At 44.1% G+C, this 18,719-nt stretch carries 13 protein-coding genes; all 13 read right to left on the bottom strand.

Annotated elements, in window-relative coordinates; translation table 11 throughout:
* Positions 1–22: 22 nt before the first annotated feature.
* Positions 23–1,825 carry a BACON domain-containing protein gene (locus tag NQ565_RS05960; RefSeq protein ID WP_005658220.1) on the bottom strand — a complete coding sequence of 601 codons (1,803 nt, stop codon included), beginning with the start codon at positions 1,823–1,825 and terminating at the stop codon, positions 23–25.
* A 24-nt stretch (positions 1,826–1,849) separates the two neighbouring features.
* On the bottom strand, positions 1,850–3,145 hold the full coding sequence (locus NQ565_RS05955; RefSeq protein ID WP_005658222.1) for a DUF4302 domain-containing protein: 1,296 nt from the start codon (positions 3,143–3,145) through the stop codon (positions 1,850–1,852).
* A gap of 12 nt (positions 3,146–3,157) precedes the next feature.
* A complete protein-coding gene (locus tag NQ565_RS05950) occupies positions 3,158–4,039 on the bottom strand; it encodes a zinc-binding metallopeptidase (RefSeq protein WP_005658224.1) in 882 nt (293 codons plus the stop codon).
* Between the two features lie 28 nt (positions 4,040–4,067).
* Positions 4,068–5,642 (bottom strand): RagB/SusD family nutrient uptake outer membrane protein, encoded by a 1,575-nt coding sequence (locus NQ565_RS05945; RefSeq protein WP_040316380.1) that lies wholly within the window; start codon positions 5,640–5,642, stop codon positions 4,068–4,070.
* 21 nt (positions 5,643–5,663) lie between these two features.
* Positions 5,664–9,248, bottom strand: coding sequence for a SusC/RagA family TonB-linked outer membrane protein (locus tag NQ565_RS05940; RefSeq protein ID WP_005658228.1), 3,585 nt, complete (start codon positions 9,246–9,248; stop codon positions 5,664–5,666).
* A 158-nt stretch (positions 9,249–9,406) separates the two neighbouring features.
* A complete protein-coding gene (locus tag NQ565_RS05935; protein ID WP_005658231.1) occupies positions 9,407–10,552 on the bottom strand; it encodes a FecR family protein in 1,146 nt (381 codons plus the stop codon).
* Positions 10,553–10,632: 80 nt separating this feature from the next.
* Positions 10,633–11,121, bottom strand: coding sequence for a sigma-70 family RNA polymerase sigma factor (locus NQ565_RS05930; protein ID WP_005658234.1), 489 nt, complete (start codon positions 11,119–11,121; stop codon positions 10,633–10,635).
* Positions 11,122–11,278: 157 nt separating this feature from the next.
* Positions 11,279–11,488 carry an exodeoxyribonuclease VII small subunit gene (gene xseB, locus NQ565_RS05925; protein WP_005658237.1) on the bottom strand — a complete coding sequence of 70 codons (210 nt, stop codon included), beginning with the start codon at positions 11,486–11,488 and terminating at the stop codon, positions 11,279–11,281.
* Between the two features lie 8 nt (positions 11,489–11,496).
* On the bottom strand, positions 11,497–12,744 hold the full coding sequence (gene xseA, locus NQ565_RS05920) for an exodeoxyribonuclease VII large subunit (protein ID WP_005658240.1): 1,248 nt from the start codon (positions 12,742–12,744) through the stop codon (positions 11,497–11,499).
* Between the two features lie 32 nt (positions 12,745–12,776).
* Positions 12,777–14,150, bottom strand: a complete 1,374-nt coding sequence (locus NQ565_RS05915) for a S8 family peptidase (protein WP_005658243.1) — start codon at positions 14,148–14,150, stop codon at positions 12,777–12,779.
* A 37-nt stretch (positions 14,151–14,187) separates the two neighbouring features.
* Positions 14,188–15,255 carry a tRNA 2-thiouridine(34) synthase MnmA gene (mnmA, locus tag NQ565_RS05910; protein WP_040316382.1) on the bottom strand — a complete coding sequence of 356 codons (1,068 nt, stop codon included), beginning with the start codon at positions 15,253–15,255 and terminating at the stop codon, positions 14,188–14,190.
* A gap of 379 nt (positions 15,256–15,634) precedes the next feature.
* Complete coding sequence (locus NQ565_RS05905) at positions 15,635–16,723, bottom strand: acyltransferase (protein WP_005658247.1); 1,089 nt, start codon at positions 16,721–16,723, stop codon at positions 15,635–15,637.
* A gap of 79 nt (positions 16,724–16,802) precedes the next feature.
* Complete coding sequence (locus NQ565_RS05900; protein ID WP_005658249.1) at positions 16,803–18,719, bottom strand: beta-L-arabinofuranosidase domain-containing protein; 1,917 nt, start codon at positions 18,717–18,719, stop codon at positions 16,803–16,805.

Raw genomic sequence — 18,719 nt, 5'->3', positions numbered from 1 at the left:
ACAAACGTCTTTTTAATGTGATTTATTGGGGATTATCCATATCGGTAACCTTAGAAGTGAAAGTACATACATAACGCTGTCCTTCCGTATCAGTAAGGTCTATCTTAAAGGTATATGCTTCACCGGATTTGTCGACTTCCACCTTGCCTGATTTAAATTTACGGGTAGTGAAACCATACGAATAGACTGAGATTTCACTGAATTTGCTGTCCAACGTTCCGACAGCGCCATCGTTACCGACGTTATAAGTTCCGGCGGGAAGAACCTTCTCCCCCACAGCTGCACGCAAATCAAGGGTTATTTCTGTATCCCAATTATTGAATGCAGCCTTGAGATAGAATTGTCCATCTACTGCGCCGTTAGGAAGTATGCGTTTCAGTTGTTCTATACTATTAACCTGAATTTGCAGTTCATCGAAAATGGCAAATCCTTTTCCTGATATTTCCCCCTCATACGTAGCATTTACTTTGCTGCCATCCTCCAGTATGAATTCCATGCTGATTTCATACTTTTGGGTTTCCGTATTAGCATTCAATTTCATTGCACCAGATTGGATACCTATCTTTTCTTCTCCTTTCATAAAGTATGTGTAATCGATATTCGTATCAATGCAGTATCCATCTTCCGCCCCTACCACATAAGTACCGCTTTTGGTATATTTATAATCTTCACCATAAATCTCAAGTGCAAGTGTGTAGTTCCCGTCACTGAACGTGATATCATCAGTACGCCCATAATTGGAACCCTCGGCCGAGGTAAATGCAACGTTATACGTCTTGACTATCTCTTGCGCTTCCCCGTTGGGTTTCAGCATCAATTCTTGCAGCAGATCCATGGCTCCCGCCAATTCGTCATTCTCATCCATAGCAGCTATGGCTATACTCTTGATTTTTAATCCGATTTTCTGGTCCATTTGCGGAGTCAAGACCCAATCCCCGTTTTCCAGTGCGCTGGGGGCTAACGTAAAGCTTATATCCGGATTCAATCCCCATTGATCGTTTTCAAAGATTACGCCCAAGTAGAGTTTAAAGCCATTAGCTGTCTTCAGAAATTGTCCGCAAGGCACGTTGAGCACACCGTCTTTAAGGACTCCTTTGAAAGTAAGTTCTGCATTCTTGAATGAAACAGTTACCTCATTACTCTCGGCTATAACACTTACTTCATCCTGTGTGGCAAATCCGTCCCTATTCTTAAAATCAGCTATCCAAGAACGGTTGTAAGAACTCCTGGAATACTGCATAAAGCTATACTCTTTAGCCAAACTACCGGATTCCAGCGTCACTTTACCCAATCTTTCCAGACTTTCTGTGTTCTCATCAGCCAAGATGTAATACCCATTCTCTGCTTCTTCGTAACTCAACCAGGTTTGGGCTTCTTCACTGATGCTCACCGTTATCGGCATTTCACTTTCAAAACGGATAAACTGTTTGAAAGCCTTGTTTTCGGCAAAAGAGAAAAAATCGTCAGTCTTATAGTTTGTAATGATACCCATCTGTGTGATGCCTATCTTGGCAGACGATTCGCCCATGACCAGTGAGATGGTGGCTGTACGGGTTTCCATTTCGTCGTTGGGAGCTATGTAGAAGCTTACCACTCCATTACTGCACGCCTTGATGGTACACCATTCTTCATTGGAAGTAGCCGTCAGAGTAGGATCAGCGTTGCCCACCTCAATGGTTCCATCACCACCAACAGATTTGAAATCAACCGTAGAAGACGTTATTTGCAGTTCTACCGGTGGCAGATATTGGGTATCGTCATCGTTGCAGGCACCTAAGAACAAAGAGCATCCTGCGATGAGTAGATAGATGATATTCTTTTTCATATTCACTTCTTTTTTTAATGTTTGTTATTTGGAAGCCGCTTGCTGTGTAAATGTACGAAAGAATCCTGTCACATAAGCCAATTGCAGGACATCCTTACCTGTGTTATTGTCTATTGCCACAAAAGAGTCGCACAAAAACTTGCCCCACATACCGTTATCCTGCAAGATGACGGTTTGGGTTACATCTTCCAAATGGCTGTCTCCAGGGTTGGGCGCTGCTTTTTCCTCCATGTAACCTTCCATACCAACACCCTGTGTCTGGCTCAAATATCCTCCTCCCTGCAAAGTCCATGGTACTAAGACAATGCCATCAGGCAACATTTGGTATTCCAGACTGATACTACCGGCCACTGCATTGTAGCGTATGCGCATATCAAACGGCAATCCTTTCATAAGATAACTTTCATTGAACAATTCTTCTTCCAGTGTTACAGGTAGCATGGTATTTCCTTGGTAATACACAAAAAAGTATTCACCGATGTATTTCTCATAGCGGGAGTAAGTTTTGGGCAATTCTCTGGCACGTATAGTTACTTTATCGTCTGTGAAGCTCATGCTACCCTGTTCCCAGCGCAACTCTTTCACATCCAAGGTAGCTAGCGACAACGGTTCATCGAAACTGATACCTTCCGGTGTATAGTGAAAAGGCAGATTTACCTGGCTGCCATCGGCATTTTCCAAGATAAATTTGCGATAACGCTGTGTCACTGTGTATTGTATCACTCCGTCTATCACCACCTCATAAGCGGCTGGATAAGCCTCATTGGTAATCTGTTTAACGCTTTGCAAGTAATCTTCCCAAGCTACATTCTCCGGCAGCGGATGCATTATCATTTTGTTACCGGTCTTCTTACCCTTCAACACCACTTCGTCAGAGGTACAGGACAAGATAAGAAAGTCACTGTCTCCCTCCATACCCATACCATCTTCGCCTATACCCAATGCATTGGAAGGCTCTGAGAAAAAATGGAATATTTCATTGTACGTACTAAACGTCAGCATGGGTCCGGCACTATTCACCATATCATAAGCACCTGTACTCACCTTATCGGGCTGGAAGAGATCGCATGACACATCGGCAGTGCCCTCTTTATGAAAGCGTATCAGCATAGTGTATCCCCCATAAGCCTTAGTAGCGGCAGGATAGTAATTCAGCACCCATCCGTTACCGGCAGAACGCAGTACTTCCTGATACTCGGCGATGGACTGGTTGATGCGGTTGGCGGCCGATTGGTCGAAAACATCGTCCACTTCAGAGGTACATGCTCCTGCTCCAATCAATATTAAAGCCAATATCCATAGATTATATATCTTTTTCATATATATGTTCTTTTAGTTTAATTCTGTCAAATCAATATATTTCACTTGTTCGGAACGGCGCTGTACAATATCGCGCAATTTGTCCAAGTCAATATTCCAGACTTCATTCATGTAGTTTCTCACAATTTCCATCTTTTGGTTAATGAATGTGGCTCCCTCATCGGCTATTTTCAACTGTTGTTGCCACCAGGCAGCATCATGGGTCACATAGTTCGCTACCAGCTCGGCAAAGTCCTCATGTACTTCCGAACCACCGTAGGCCGTAATGAATCCCATGCCCAAAGCCGCTTCATCACTGACATTCACCCATCCGTTACCAATATATTTTCCACTGGACACAGCATAGAAGTCTTGCGGAAATTCGATGGTCTGATGCAAGATGTGTGAAAATTCATGGTGCATGGTACTGAAATACCAGCGGTTCATCATCTCTACATCCACGCTGTTCGGGTTCAGAGCGTTGATATTATACAGAGTTACTTTCAAACCGCCTTCTGCCGTACCCAAGGTAATCTTTCCGTTATCATAAGCCGGAGAACCTATCAAATGAATCATCTTAGGACCATATGTACATATAAAATCGCGGTTGTTTCCCTGAACTTCTACATAGGCATCAATCCACAAGTATTTTACCAATTTGGCCATGGCTACTGATTTGGACAATTCGGCCGGTGCCAAGTTATAGTCGGTATCCGATTCCTTGTATTCGAATTTATATTTAAAATCGATATTATAAGGGGTGACATAGTTATCGAGCAACCATTCATCGAATGCCGTACGGTATGGAGTCATGTTGTCGAAGCTGCTCTCCTTTGTCAGGTCATCTTCGTTGCAAGCAGTGGCACCGCCGATAAGGGCTGCCGCCATCAGAAAATAGGTTATATATTTTTTCATATGTTATCGTATTCAGTAGATTATATACTTAGTATCTAGGATTTGGTTCCATGCCGGCAGTGATGACATCTTGTGGAAGTTGGATGGCGCGTCGCGGGTCTTCTTTTCCCAACACAATCGGACTGTTGCCGGCACGGTTGTGCGAAAACTCTATGCCATAGCGTTTCAGGTCAAACCAGCGAAGTCCTTCCTGCATGGTTTCCAAACGGCGCAGTTGCAAGATGAGTTGGATAAGATTCTCTTCCGTACCGGGCTCTACGGTAAATCCTTCAGGGTTAAGACGCTTTTTCACACTGCGTTCCTTGTCTTTGGTAACAATGGTGGGCTGATAAGGCAGGCTATTGTAGAAATTATTAACCTCTTGCTCTGTCAGATCGTGTCCTTCGTCCTTACTCAGCGCACTATGGCTTTCTATCCAAAAGTTTATGTCTTCCAAAGCCTTACTATAGTCAGGGTTATCACTCAACACATAAGCCTCTGCACGGCATAGTAGGGTTTCATCTACCGAAAACGGTACTGCTACCGTGTGCGGGTAGTACAGGCCATTGGCCTTGTCTACGTATTCAAAGTACAATTTCAGTTTCGGGAAAGGATTTTTCTGTACTACACTGAGGATGAAAGTACTCATAACCAGTCCACCCCTCCAATGCCAGGGACCGTCTGCGTCAATAGTCTCGTTAGTATAGATTGGGGTTCCGTGTCCGTAGCGTTTCAAAGTATTATAAGGACCTGTAATGATAGGTACTTGCGACCCTAAAGCAGCTAAAAGCAGATTGGCCGGTTTCTTTTCAGACACGTATTGGTTGCTGATGTCGTCCACCAAACTTACTCCGCCGAAATCAGCCTCCCAATTACGCAGTGCTGTGACCGGATTGCTGCCGATGGCAATGTTGGCACATTCTATCACCTTATCCCATTTTTGGTAATAGAGATAAAACCGTGCAGCAAAAGCGTTGGCTGCTTTACGGTTGAAGTGATACTTGGGAACCTCATAAGCAGCATCTTTAATGAGCGGAAGTCCAGCTTCCAAGTCAGCAGCAATCTGTTCATACGTATTCTTCAAGCTGCCTCGTTCAGTATTTTCCGGATAGACGCTGTCACCGGTCCGAGTACGGTAGGGTATTCCCAAATGACTTTCTGCCGTATTCGGATTATAAGGCATACAGAATACATTAGCTAATAGAAAATGGGAATAGGCGCGGCACACCAAAGCTTCGCCCCGTTGCGGATTGAGGCTGGCAGGCGAACCTAAGTTTTCGATACCTTCCAATGCCATATTAGCCGAAGCAATAGCAGCATAACATCCTTCCCAAAGGGCATAGGGACTATCGTAACTACTAATGCTGGGAGAATCCCACAAATAAAGTTTTTCGATGAGTTCGTCCGTATCAAATTGTCCACCGTTATCCATCACGTTATCCGATGACAACTCGCCAATCAACAGCGGAAGAGTAGTTGGGTATGCCGAAACCAACAGTGGAGATATTTTGTCGGTACTGTTGATTTCCGTGCGGCTATCGGGCAGTGTATCCAAAAAATCACTGCAAGAAGAGAATGCCAGCAATGAAACGGATAGCAAGGTTATGAATGATTTATTTTTCATGTGATTCATTATTTAAAAAAATTAAATGCCTAAGCGAATGGTAAAAGTGAACTGTTTAGCCATGGGAACGGCCACACCACCTGTGTTAAAGAATTCGGGATCCTGCCCGTTTAATTTGTCGTCTGCATAAAGCAAGAACAAATTAGTTGCCTGCAGTTTCAATCCTAAATTGGAAATTTTTAACGGTTCAATCCACTTCTTGGGCAGGTCGTATGAAAGCGAAATCTCTTTCAAACGGATAAAGTCACCCTTTGCGATGCGGTCACTGGAGTAATTATAAGCATTGTAGGCACGGCTCAGATAACTGTCGTTCACATTCATATACTTATCTGCTATCACCGGAATATTGGTACGATGCTCGTCGCCCGGCCTCATCCAACGGTTCTTGAATTCTTTCGGCATAGCATCAAGGTCGGTATATTGGTTGCTAAATACCGGATCCAAACGGATGACATTGCCAAAAGAATAAGTGATAAACACATTCAGTTTCAGACCTTTGTAGCTGAATACATTTCCCAAACTACCTGTAATGGTAGGATCTGTAGTACCTTCATAAATCAGGTGTGATTTGTTGTTGCGCTCCTGGAAGTTGATGTTGCTTGTGGTCAATTCGCCATTTTCATTAATGAAAGTAGGCAGACCTTCTTCATTCAGTCCACGGAAGTCGAGCGAAAACAAACTTCTTACCGGATAGCCTTGCATGGCAAATCCATATCCGCTCACCATGTCCATTACCGATGAGAATGCCTCCAAATCGGTTACCTTGTTCTTGGTTTTAGAGAAAATGAAGTCAGTGTTCCACTTGAAGTCCTTCTTGGCAATGTTACGGGTAGAAAGAGTCAGCTCTATACCGTGCGAACGCATGCTTGCCACATTGGCATACTTGCCAATTTCTCCATCCAGACCGGTAGTACTCAACCATCCTATCAGGTCATAGTTCTTGCGTTTGTACCAATCCATGCTGAAGTTGATACGGTTATCCAGAAAACCTAAATCGATACCCAGATTCAGTTCATGTTTCTTTTCGTAAGTCAGTTCAGAATTTTTGCCTTGTAGGATGCCCAGTCCCGACTCCATGACATCGGCATTGGGACGCCAAGGATTATAACTGCTCACCATTGCCAGCGAGTTACTCACAAAGGCAGGACCACGGTCGGCAGTCAGCGAGTAACTTGCTTTCAGCGTCAAGTTAGATAATATGGAATTCAGTTTGCTGAACCAAGTTTCTTCGTGCGCATTCCAAGCACCGGAAATATTCCATGTAGGCAACCAGCGAGCCGAACGGCTTTTACCTAGTTTGTTGGAACCTTCGTAACGCACTGTACCGTTCACGGTATAGCGTCCCTTCCATGAATAAGTGCCGGTAGCGAAAAAAGCCACTTGGCGTGCTTTGGTTTCGTCAACAGTATTATAAGGTGTATTTTCCTCGTTGCCTTGCTTGAAGAACAAATAGTCGTAACTGGAAAGCATACCCATGCCATACTGCATACCTGCACCGTTAAACCACACTTTGCTGCGGTCTGTGGCATTTAGTTCCATACCACCGAAAAAGTTTACGATATGATTTTCGTTGAATACATCATTGTAACTGACGGTACTACGCAAGTCATAGCTCGACATAGTATATTTCGTATCGCGATAGAAACCGCCTACGGGCAGTACCGATTCCGGTAGAGTATTGATTTTGTCAGGATCGGTATAGAGCCACGGATTGGCTTGCTGCATGGTAGCGTCATCCATAGCCCTATAAGCCCATGCCTGATTAGAATAATCTTTCACATAATGGTTTTGGGTAGTAGATGAGTACTTGTAAGCCCCCAATATGCTCAATTCTACCTTTTGAATAGGCTTCCATTTCATTTCACCCTGGAATCGCATATCAGTAACTTTTAAATCCATGTAGTTGTTATCCAGCTCGTGGAAAATATTAAACGGTGCATAGTTACGTACGTAGTATTCATTGGGATCCAATGTGCGCGAAGTATTCAGCGCAAATGAGTAAGGATTGATGTCGAAGTCACGTTTCACCTCACCACTTACGGGATCAGCTTGCGAACCAAGAGTACCGGGAGCCTGCTGCTTGCGAAAAGATGCATTCCCGATAAGGTTAAGTGTAAGGTTTTTGAAGATATTATACGTAGAATTAATGTTAGCCGTATAACGTTGCACTTTGCTCCTCTTAGTCCATCCCGGGTCGTTCATCACACTGATGGAAGTATAATAAGAAGCCTTGTCTGTACCGGTAGCCATACTCACAGCATGATTTTGTGAGATACTATTGCTGAACAACAGGTCGAACCAGTCGGTATTACGGAACTCGGCCTGCTTCAGATAAGCCCCCCGTGCTTCAGGCGTATTGGCTAAACCAAATACACCGCCTGTTGCCGAATATTGATTAATGAGATGATACATTTTACCATAGACACCACTCTGCGAAGCACGATAAGAATCAACAAAACTCAGGGAACCGTTTTGCTCCATATTCTTGTATACATCCATTTGCTCTTGAGAGTTCATGATGTTGAAATTGCTATAACTGGGTTTCATGCGCATGGTAAACTCACCTGTATAACTGATTTTGTTCGTACCTGATTTACCTTTTTTGGTAGTTACCACAATCACCCCTGCCATAGCACGTGCACCATAAATGGAGGTAGCCGAACCATCTTTTAGAATTTGAAAACTCTCAATATCATCGGCATTCAAACCGGCAATAGCTGAACTGATCAGAGTCTCAGCATCACCTGAGGACAGATCGTCAGCACCTATCTCAGCTACATCTTCCATGATAACACCATCTACTACCCACAGCGGCTTGGAACTTCCGTAAATGGAAGTTGCACCACGCACACGAATCTTAGGCGCCGTACCGAAAGTACCGGATACATTTTGCACAGATACACCTGCCGAACGTCCTTCCAGACCGCGACTGATATCTGCCATACCATCCATTTTGATGTTTTCTGCTTTCAACTGGTCGGTAGCACCGGTAAACATACGTTTATCCATACGCTGCATACCCGTCACAACAACTTCGGACAGCGTCTGTACATCCGATTGGAGAGTCACTTTCATAGTCGGCGAAGGAGAAAGCGACTGAGGAAGCATACCGACATAAGAAAACTCCAACTTGGAACGACTGGAAACATTAGGCAATGTAAACTTACCGTCTATGTCTGTCAGCACACCCGTAGAAGTACCTTTCACCATAACGGTAGCTCCAATAAGCGGCTCACCGTCATCGGCAGACAGCACAACGCCGTTTACCGTATACACTTTAGCCTGTTTGGAAGGACCTTTTGTTGTAATGGTAATAAACTCCTTATCGATAGTATACTCAAGTTTCTTACCAGAAAGCACAATATCCAAAATTTCCCGGATATTCTTATCCTTGATGGCACCGCTATACGTATATGACTTCACATCATCATACGTAAAAAGGATTTTATAACCTGAAATTTTGCTCAACTGTTTAAATACAGAAGACAACTCTTCATTCTTAAACTCTACTGTAAGTTTCTTCTCACCTACCTGAGCTTCCGCACAGAACGGAAGACAAAATAGAAAAAAGAAAAGCGGAAATAATAAGTACCTCTTTCTTCTCATACGTTTATTTTTAATAATATTAGCGAAGCTTCATTTATTAATAATACGTATGACTTGAATAACAAGATACCTTTTTACCTTATTTTTTTCAATTCATGAAACTTTTTCTCTAAAAAGCATCTACAATATGGAAGAAATTACACAAAACATGCCTCCATCTAGTCAACATAGACCGTATTCTCACAAAGTGTTAACGTTACTTTTTTTAAACGGTTCATCAAACGAATTGTTTCTTCAATACCACCCTGACGATTGGACATAAAATGTATGCGATATGTCATGGCTTCTTTATTTCTAAATATAACGTTCACATTATACCAACGTCCAATAGACTTCATAATATCCGCCAAAGTCAACTCATCAAAATAAAAATATCCATCTTTCCAATAAGTATAGGCCTCACTGTTTACTTCCTTCACCTCAAACTGCCCATTGGAAAGAAGTATGGCATCTTTACCTGGTTCCAAATCCACAAAACGTGCATTTTCATGGCTGCGAACCTGTACCTTACCGCTAATCAGCGTTACATGGCTGTCTTCGGCTGTATAACTTTTCACATTAAACTCCGTTCCGAGAACCTTAGTTTGCAAATAATCCGTCTTTACAATAAAAGGTTTTGTATCTTTTGTAACTTTAAAATACGCTTCTCCTTCAAGAAAAACCGTACGCTCCCTTTCTATAAAAGCTGTAGGATAAACCAATTTACTATTGGCATTCAGCCACACCTCCGTACCATCACAAAGAATCAATTTGAATGTCTCGCCTCTGGGGATTACAATAGAATGAGTCTGTAACATCTTTTTCACTACCGGAACGGAATTCCTCGCTAGATTAGTATAATCAAGAGTCCGCCGTTTTTCTACTTGTTTGTTTTCTTTTTTAGGCTCATCATCCAAAAAGAATTGCTTGCCGTCATTTAATTCCAAAACAATACGCTGTTCATTCGGATCCGCAGCAAATACCGTGACAGATTTAGGCGGGGCAACCGGTATATTAAATAAATAATTAAATGAAACAAAAGCTCCTACCAGGATAGCTGCTACCGAACTGCTCCATATCCAAAACATCTTAAGATATTTTTTCTTATTCTGTCTACCTTTCAAACGAGCTAATTCAGCCTCCACATCAACCATACCGGAAGCCTGGCACTTATGCAAAAGATATCTGACATCCATCAAATCCTTACAGGCATCTAATGTCTCCACATCTTTCAAATCCTCCCATTTCTTGTCAGAGCTATCGGATGAACTCTCCATTAAATCCAGTGCTTTATCAAATTCAGATGTACTATCTTGATTACTCATAAATCCGCTAGTTTAGTTAATACCTTATTATAAATGCGTTTATAAAACTTATTTTGAACCGTTTAGCCTATTTTTTATATTTATTTAGCAAATTCCTCACGAATAGCCTTCAAGGCTTTAACAATATGTTTTCTAACCGCACTTATGCTTATATTCAATTCTGCGGCTACTTCTTTATACTTCTTCTCATGTAGATAGCACTCTTCCAGGATATGCCTCGTATGCGGGGTCATTCCATCCAACACTTTCTGAATCTTCATCATACGCTCGTCTTGCTCCTTGAACTCCACTTCTGTATAATTTTCATACAATTTCTGAGAGAATTCAGCATAAGCATAATGTATATCCTGATGTCTCAGATAGTCGATAGCACGATTGCGTACATATATAAAGAGATACGACTTAGCTGTGGCCTTCTCTATCCTATCAAAATTCTTCCATATATATTCAAAAGCATCGCTCGCTATGTCACGGCTTACTTCCCAATTATTAATGAGAGAATGTGCATAGGAATAAAGAGAGACATAATACTCTTTAAAAAAGAAATCAAAGTCGGCAAAGTCCTCCACCCTTTTACAATTTATTATTCATCTTAAACAATTTTACCAGCGAAATTAATTATTATCATAATACAAAAAAAGCAGAATTAACTCTTTTAGCGTCCAAAAAAGTTATATAATATTAATACATCAAAAATCAAGCTAACAAAAAGCCACTCAAGGTTATTTAGCTTTCCTGCTTGTCCGATAGAAGTTTCTGGACCTCACGGTCTGCCTTAGTCAACTTATCACTGCAAAAAGCAATGATTTCATTTGCCTCCTTTATCTTTACGGCAAGTTCATCTATTTCCAGTTCATTGTTGTCTATCTGACTGACAATTTTCTCCAACCGTTCCATCGCTTGGGAATAAGTCTCTTTTTTCTTGGGTGCAGGCATAGGATTATTTATTTTTTTGACAGTTTATTTGTTACTACTGAAACCACTTCTCCTTTATACAGGCGAGTGATAATTTCATCACCCTCATTTAAGAGAGAAGCATTCTTTATTGCTTTTCCGTTTTTCAATGTAATGCTGTAGCCACGGGCTAATTGCTTTTCCGGAGAAGCATCCGCCAGCCGTTGTTGCAGTAACTCCAGCCGATGATGCTGACGAAACAAGGAGGCTGTTACAGCTTGTACAATGTCTTTTCGGACGGTAAGCAAAGTTAATTTTGCATCCGAAATGCAACCATAAGCAGCAGAGGGAATACGATTCCTGTATGATACTAACTTCTGTTGCTCTTGTACCAGCAAATTCCGGACACCATCGCATAGGCGGGCAGCCAGCGATTCCAATTCATCGGCAGCCTCATTCATGCAGTCTATCAGAAATTCGGCAGCAGCTGTGGGAGTCTTGACACGGGTATGGGCCACGGAATCGAGAACCGTATCATCGCGTTCGTGTCCGATACCCGTGATAACAGGCAAAGGAAACTGCGCACAGGCAGCCGCGAGCAGATAAGTATCAAATCCGGAAAGGTCGGAAGTTGCCCCACCGCCCCGGATAATAACTACTACATCAAAACTGTCCGAACGGGAATTTATCTTATCCAAAGCAGACAAAACGGATTCTTCAACACGATCACCCTGCATCAATGCCGGAAAAAGTTCCGTATAGAAGTAAAAACCTCCCGGATTATTCTGCAACTGGTGGCAAAAGTCACCGTATCCGGCAGCGGTTGGGGAAGAAACAACCGCAATACGCTGCGGCAAACGAGGCATTCTCAATTCTTTATTTAAAGTAAGTACCCCTTCTTCTTCCAATTGTTTCAAAATCTCTTTACGGCGACGGGCCATATCACCCAAAGTATAGGTGGGATCTATATCCTGTACTGTAAGGCTATATCCATACAGTTCATGGAAACTGACGGTCACTTGCACCAGCACTTTGATGCCCGAAACAAAAGCCTGTCCCGTAGCTTCCTCAAAATAAGGTTTCAACAAACGAAAGACGTTCGACCATATCGTTCCTCTCGCCTTAGCTATCAGACTATTACTACGGGCATCTTTCTGTACGAACTCCAGATAGCAATGTCCGGTGCTGTTGGTACGTACATCACTCAATTCAGCCTGTATCCAATAGGCATCAGGCAAACATTGCTCCAAGCTGCGACGCACCAGCGCATTTAATTCGTATAGTGATAAGGCATCCATTCTTTAAATATAAGTATGCAAAGTTCCTGTCCTTACTTCATTTTTAATTTATAGCTATTATATGCTTTCCACATATCCGGCACGCCATAACCGTAGATATTATCCGGATAGTCGGCACGGTCACCGGAAGCACGGACTAATTCAAGCAACTCTTTCGCTGTCAGCCGGGGGCATGCCTGCCATAAACAAGCCACCATTCCACACATGACGGGCGAAGAGAAAGAAGTCCCGTTTGCCTTACCCTGATTTCCGTCCGTGCGAATCACATCCGCTCCTTCGCCCACAGCTACAACATCCGGTTTAATCCGGTTATCAGCCGTGTTGCCGATAGAGGAAAATGGCGCCAACACCGCCTGTTTGTTGATAGCGCCTACCGTCAACACATTATCAGCATCTCCCGGCGGGGTTATTTTTTTCCAAGACCCCATTCCCGAATTACCGGCACTGCACACCAGTACCATACCCTTATCAGCTATATGCGAGGCTTGACGCGACATCAAGGCATGATGTCCGTCCAAATCACGATATTTGTAATTTTTCGATTTGTCATCGAACGCATAATACCCCAAAGAAGTATTAAGCACATCAACTCCCACACTGTCGGCAAACTCTACGGCAGCAGCCCAATAATCCTGTTCCACCAAGTGTTCGGAAGCCTCATCCTCACTGCGGAACAGCCAAAAGGAAGCTTCCGGTGCAGTACCTGTCATAATTCCCGGCTGATTCATTCCAATGCAGGAAAGCACACTCAGTCCATGACTGCTTGCCGCAAATAAATCCGCCTGAGGATTGACAAAATCTTTCATGCCCAAGACACGGATATTCCGCATAGCCGTTATCTTATCCAGATTATGAAATCCGGCATCAATCACGGCAATCGTCATTCCCTGCCCCCTGAATCCGGCATCATGCAACTTATCTCCATTGCTCAACTGAATTTGAGTGAGAGCAGGACCGTAAATACTGTCTGTATATATCTTCGGCTCATTGATTACAGAATCGCGCATTGCATCCCCCATTCCTTCATTCATTTTCGGAGCAGTCCATACTTTCTCCGTAGCGCGTACAAACGGCAATGCGGCAATATGTTCTATCAAAACGGAATCATTGCAGGAAACCGTAACAAAATTTTCCCATTTCCCTACAACTACAATATTCACTCCTTGTCTGCGTATTTCATCAATATACTGACGGCAAACCGGCAGGTCGGTGGAATCAACCGCCAGGTTCTGTTTTTGACGTCTTGCAATGGCTTTCTCCGAAAGGAACTGTTCAGGATGCTCCAATGAATAAACGGTAGCTGCCTTGTCTCTTAAACTAATACGGTATTTCAACGTATCTTGCTGTGCCGACGCACTTGCCAGAAACAACACTAAAGCTGAAAGAATAATCAATCTCTTCCCCATTAATCTCTTTTTATTTTCAAATTTCAGTTTTTAATTTTTAAATATACATGCCGATACCACGTTGTGAAGCAATGAACGAACCGCCTACCACCCTTTTTCCAATATAGAATACAGCTGATTGTCCGGGTGCAATGGCAGATGCTTCCGTCTCAAAATGCACCAGCAATCGCCCGTCTTCCAGACGCTTTACCGAACAAGGTATCGGTTTGCTCCGATAGCGGATGCGAACCGTCAGTTCCCCGCTTCCAAAAACTTCCCCCTCATCAATCAGATTATCCTGTTCCGCAAGCATATATTCCGCTTTGAGCTGCTCGGCATCTCCCAACATTACGGTATTCTTCTGCGGATTTATTTTCAGCACATAAGCTGGTTTTCCCAATGCGATTTCAAGTCCTTTCCGTTGCCCGATGGTATAGTAAGGAAAGCCCTTATGCTCTCCCAGCTTCACTCCTTCCGAATTGACAAACCATCCCGGGCCTACTTCATTGTCTATCTCCGGCGAATGCTCACGCAGGAAGTCCCGATAATCTCCTTTTATGAAGCATACTTCCATGCTCTCTCCTTCCTCGGCTTTCGGTGCATAGCCTTTATCCCTCAGATAATCGCGCACTTGCATCTTGGTATAGGTTCCCAACGGGAAAAGACAACGTCGCAAGACATCCTGCCCCAAGCGCCAAAGGAAATAAGACTGGTCTTTCTTATCGTCATCCCCGGCAACTATATATATTTTCCTATTCTGCTCTTCCAGACGGGTATAGTGCCCGGTAGCAATATACCGGCAATTCAATTTATCCGCCCACTCCGTTAGAATGCGGAACTTGAACAGAGGATTGCACATCACACAAGGATTGGGGGTACGCCCCTGCCGGTATTCATCGATAAAGTTCTGAACGATAATCTGCCGGAAAGCCTCACGCTCATCTGCCACATGGTGTTCAATTCCCATACTGTCGGCAAGGTTGCGGGCTTCCGCCGGTTCGTTTCCCCACACCCACATGGTGAGACCGACTATCTCATAGCCCTGTTCCCTCAACATCAGGCAAGTGGCGGTACTGTCTATACCTCCGCTCATTCCCACCAATACTCGCTTTTCGGATTTGTTCATATTCTGCCATTCATTCATATAATCTGCAAAAGTACACGTTTTCAAGCAGAATACACAGCTTTTCAGCTAAAGAGAGAGTATTTTCATCCTCCACCGCCTTCACCTTCTTCCTCAACCTTTCTATTCATCGTCTTTTTCGGTAAGACCTCTTTCCTTCGCACTACCGCACCTCATAGGTGTTCCGGTATTTTCTTATCAATTACGCATCTGTCCTTGATTATACTTCCTTCCCTCTTAGCATAACCATTTATGAATCAACAGATGATCAGTGCAAAAAATGCAGCCATTTTGCACTGATGATCCCCCCCTACTACAGTGAAGTTAGCAGCAGGCAATTGACAGCTCCCAAGCCTTCAACGGGAAAGCGAACGCAAGGAGCTTACCCGATAATCCACTTACTGCCCGGTATCAACGAGATGAGCTTGGTTACCACGAAACAACTGATAAATGTACATACCGCTATTACCGGAATGGCAGCCACAGTGGGTAATCCCAATGTAGACTTAAACACCGATACCCACAAGCCAAGCCAGAAAATGTGCATAAGGAACATGCCGTAGCTGAGTTTAGACATTTCGGCAATGATGCGCGGAGGCTGCGGAATGCTGATACAGCCGAACAACAAAAATGTGCCTGCCGTCAACGCCACGCAATTAAGGGTACAGAAAGCCCATCCCACCTCAATGACCGGTGTAGAATGCACCACTCCCGGAACAGCCTGGACATAGAACGACCATATGATAGCCGCCGCGCCGACCAGCATAAGCAGGAAACCGACCCGCAGACGCAAGGAGCGCCCCCAAGTAAGATGCACGCGGATATAATGTGCCAGCACAAGATAACCTAAATAACCCGAAAAATACCATAACATGTGATATTCGTTCCAGAAACACTGTCCCCATACTTCACCAAACCAACGGTTGAGGAAAGGTATACAAGTAGAAATCAGAAACAGTCCGATGAAGAAACGTTCTTCTTTGGCCGAAACCTTCTCCAGCCACGGTGAGATGACCGGAATGAACAGATAAAGACTTATCAACGGATACATAAACCAGAAGTGCCCGGCAAGCGCAGGAAAGTTCAGCCAGATACGTGAAAGGTCGTTCAGAGATTGTTCGCCGTCTATCTGTCCCCACAACATGGGCAACGTGCTATATAGTACCATGAAAAAGACGAACGGCGGCATGATTCGCAGGAAACGTTTGCGGTAAAACTGCCAACAGCTCTGTCCTTTCTTCATCGGTGCAAGCAGGTAAGCCGAAACAATCATGAACAGAGGTACAGACATACGAGAGAAGCCATCATAAACTGATACCCACAACCTATCGGCCTCATTCTGAAGGAAAGACTGCGGTCCTACCATATCTGTAGAGCCGGCAGCTCCATAAAAATTCTCGCTGGCATGAACCAACATGACCAAGAAGCACGCAAACACGCGCACGTAATCCAAAAAAGCAATACGTTTCATTTTATTTTAAGTTTTCTATTTATGCAAATCAAGAGTTAAAAGTGTCTGTACTTCACTCCTATTCGCATCATTCATCAATTTATTCTCTTGTATTCGGGAACGCAGATATCCTTAACCGCGCAGCTCCCATAGGGATGAGTGTGATTTCTTCTTTATCGCCTCTCACTGCATCCTCTTCGGGCAACACACCACACAACCCGGTTTCATCTATTTTCCATTCGGGAACCAACCGACCGACAGCCTTCACCTCCAAAGGTACATTGGCCACTGTAAAAGGGTAGTCGTCGGCTGGCCATGATTTACGGATCACCTCGAAGTGCTTCAAAGGTTCTGTCTTGTCCAACACCAGCGAATAATTCCACGGGCTGCCGGGATATATCTCAGTAGTGGGCCATTTTTGAGAGTCAGCATCTTTCTGCCATTTAGAATCACCGATGGCCGTTTCGCGGCTGTCCTTCTCTACATATTTCTCTGCAATCTTAAGAGAGAGCGTGAGAGGACCGTAATCCACACTTACGCTGTTTTTATTGACCTGCCAGGTGCGCATGGACAAAGACATCGGAAACGTCAATTCCACACGGTCTCCATCCGACCACTCGCGATGAATGCAGAGATACTTTCCTGCTACGGGAACCGCATCCACTTCCTCACCATTCACGCATACTTTCGCCTTTTGAGTCCATGAAGGGATTCGGAAATAGAACGGAAAGACGACTTTTCCCTCGGTAGAGACAGAAAAACGGATGTCTTCCTCAAAAGGATAATTCGTTTCTTCATGCAAAGTGATTTTCTTTCCATCAGCTACTTTCACCACAGCTTTGCAAGCTGCATAAAGAGCCGTTGCCACTCCATTGTCGGGAGTTGCCAAAACCAGATGTTCGGCAAAGTAGGGCCAGCCTTGTGCATGATTGTGCTGACAGCAACGACTGCTGAAAGGATTCATCGAAAGAAACGGTCCGCGATTGTCGATGCCCGGATGATGATTCTTGGAATCACTGACGACATGGTTCGGGCAAGTGATGTAACGCAACGCTTTAAAATCCGGCATCACGGCAACCGGATAAGAGTTAAATGCCACTTCTTCGCAATGCTCGGCCCATAAGGGGTCGCCCGTTATGCGAAGCATAATTTCATCGGAAGCCATCTGCTCAACCAGCCCGCAGGTTTCCACCCCTTGGCGGGGATCAATATATCCCAAACGGGCATTCTCATCTGCCCCGAACATGCCACCGGGCACTTGCCCGAAAGTACGACGAATCAGTCGATGGACATTATAAGAGGCTTTCAGCATAGCAGAATCACCAGTCTGCATATAATAAGTGGCAGGCTCACGGAAACATTGGGCAATGTTTACGTTGTGCCAGTTAGGCAAAGAGGTCGACTGAGTCCAGTCCGCAGTGTTGCGATGAATCTTTTCGGCCAATTCGAGCAAAAAAGCATCTCCCGTATGGCTGTAAAGCCAGTAAATGCTGATGATATTATCACCTCCACGACTATTCTCCCAAAAGTCTTCCAGAAGTCGGTCGTCGGGAACCGTCATCTGCCATTTAAAGTAGTTTGTCATTAGGTCTATGACACGCTGGTCTTGAGAATACTCGTAATAAGATTGCAGGCACCAAAGCATAATCATCTGTGCCCAAAGTTCGCGTTTCCCATTGCGTTCGTTAACCGGGCCGAAATAACCGTCCGGCTGGCGACTGGCAAATACGCCTTCGATCCAGTATTTGGTTTCTTCTATCATCTTCGGATCATTCAGAATATATGCCAAACTGCTATACCCTTTGAGCCAATAGGGAACCTCCTCCCAACCATGGTCCCCACCGGTCGTAAGCCAAGCATTGTCATCCTTTTCCAACCAAGCGCTGATTTCCCCTAAATGTCCGGTCAGGCCGTCGCGCTGCAACTCCAGAAACTTCCTTACCCACCCCTCGGGACGGATGCTGCCTACTGGCAATTTTATAAAGTTCAATGGCCGAAGCGGGGCACGATAACCCAT

The organism is Bacteroides stercoris ATCC 43183, from assembly GCF_025147325.1.
GTDB classification, from domain to species: Bacteria; Bacteroidota; Bacteroidia; order Bacteroidales; family Bacteroidaceae; genus Bacteroides; species Bacteroides stercoris.
The sequence above is the reverse complement of the archived record's forward strand: the minus strand, read 5'-3'. Positions and strand labels throughout refer to the sequence as shown.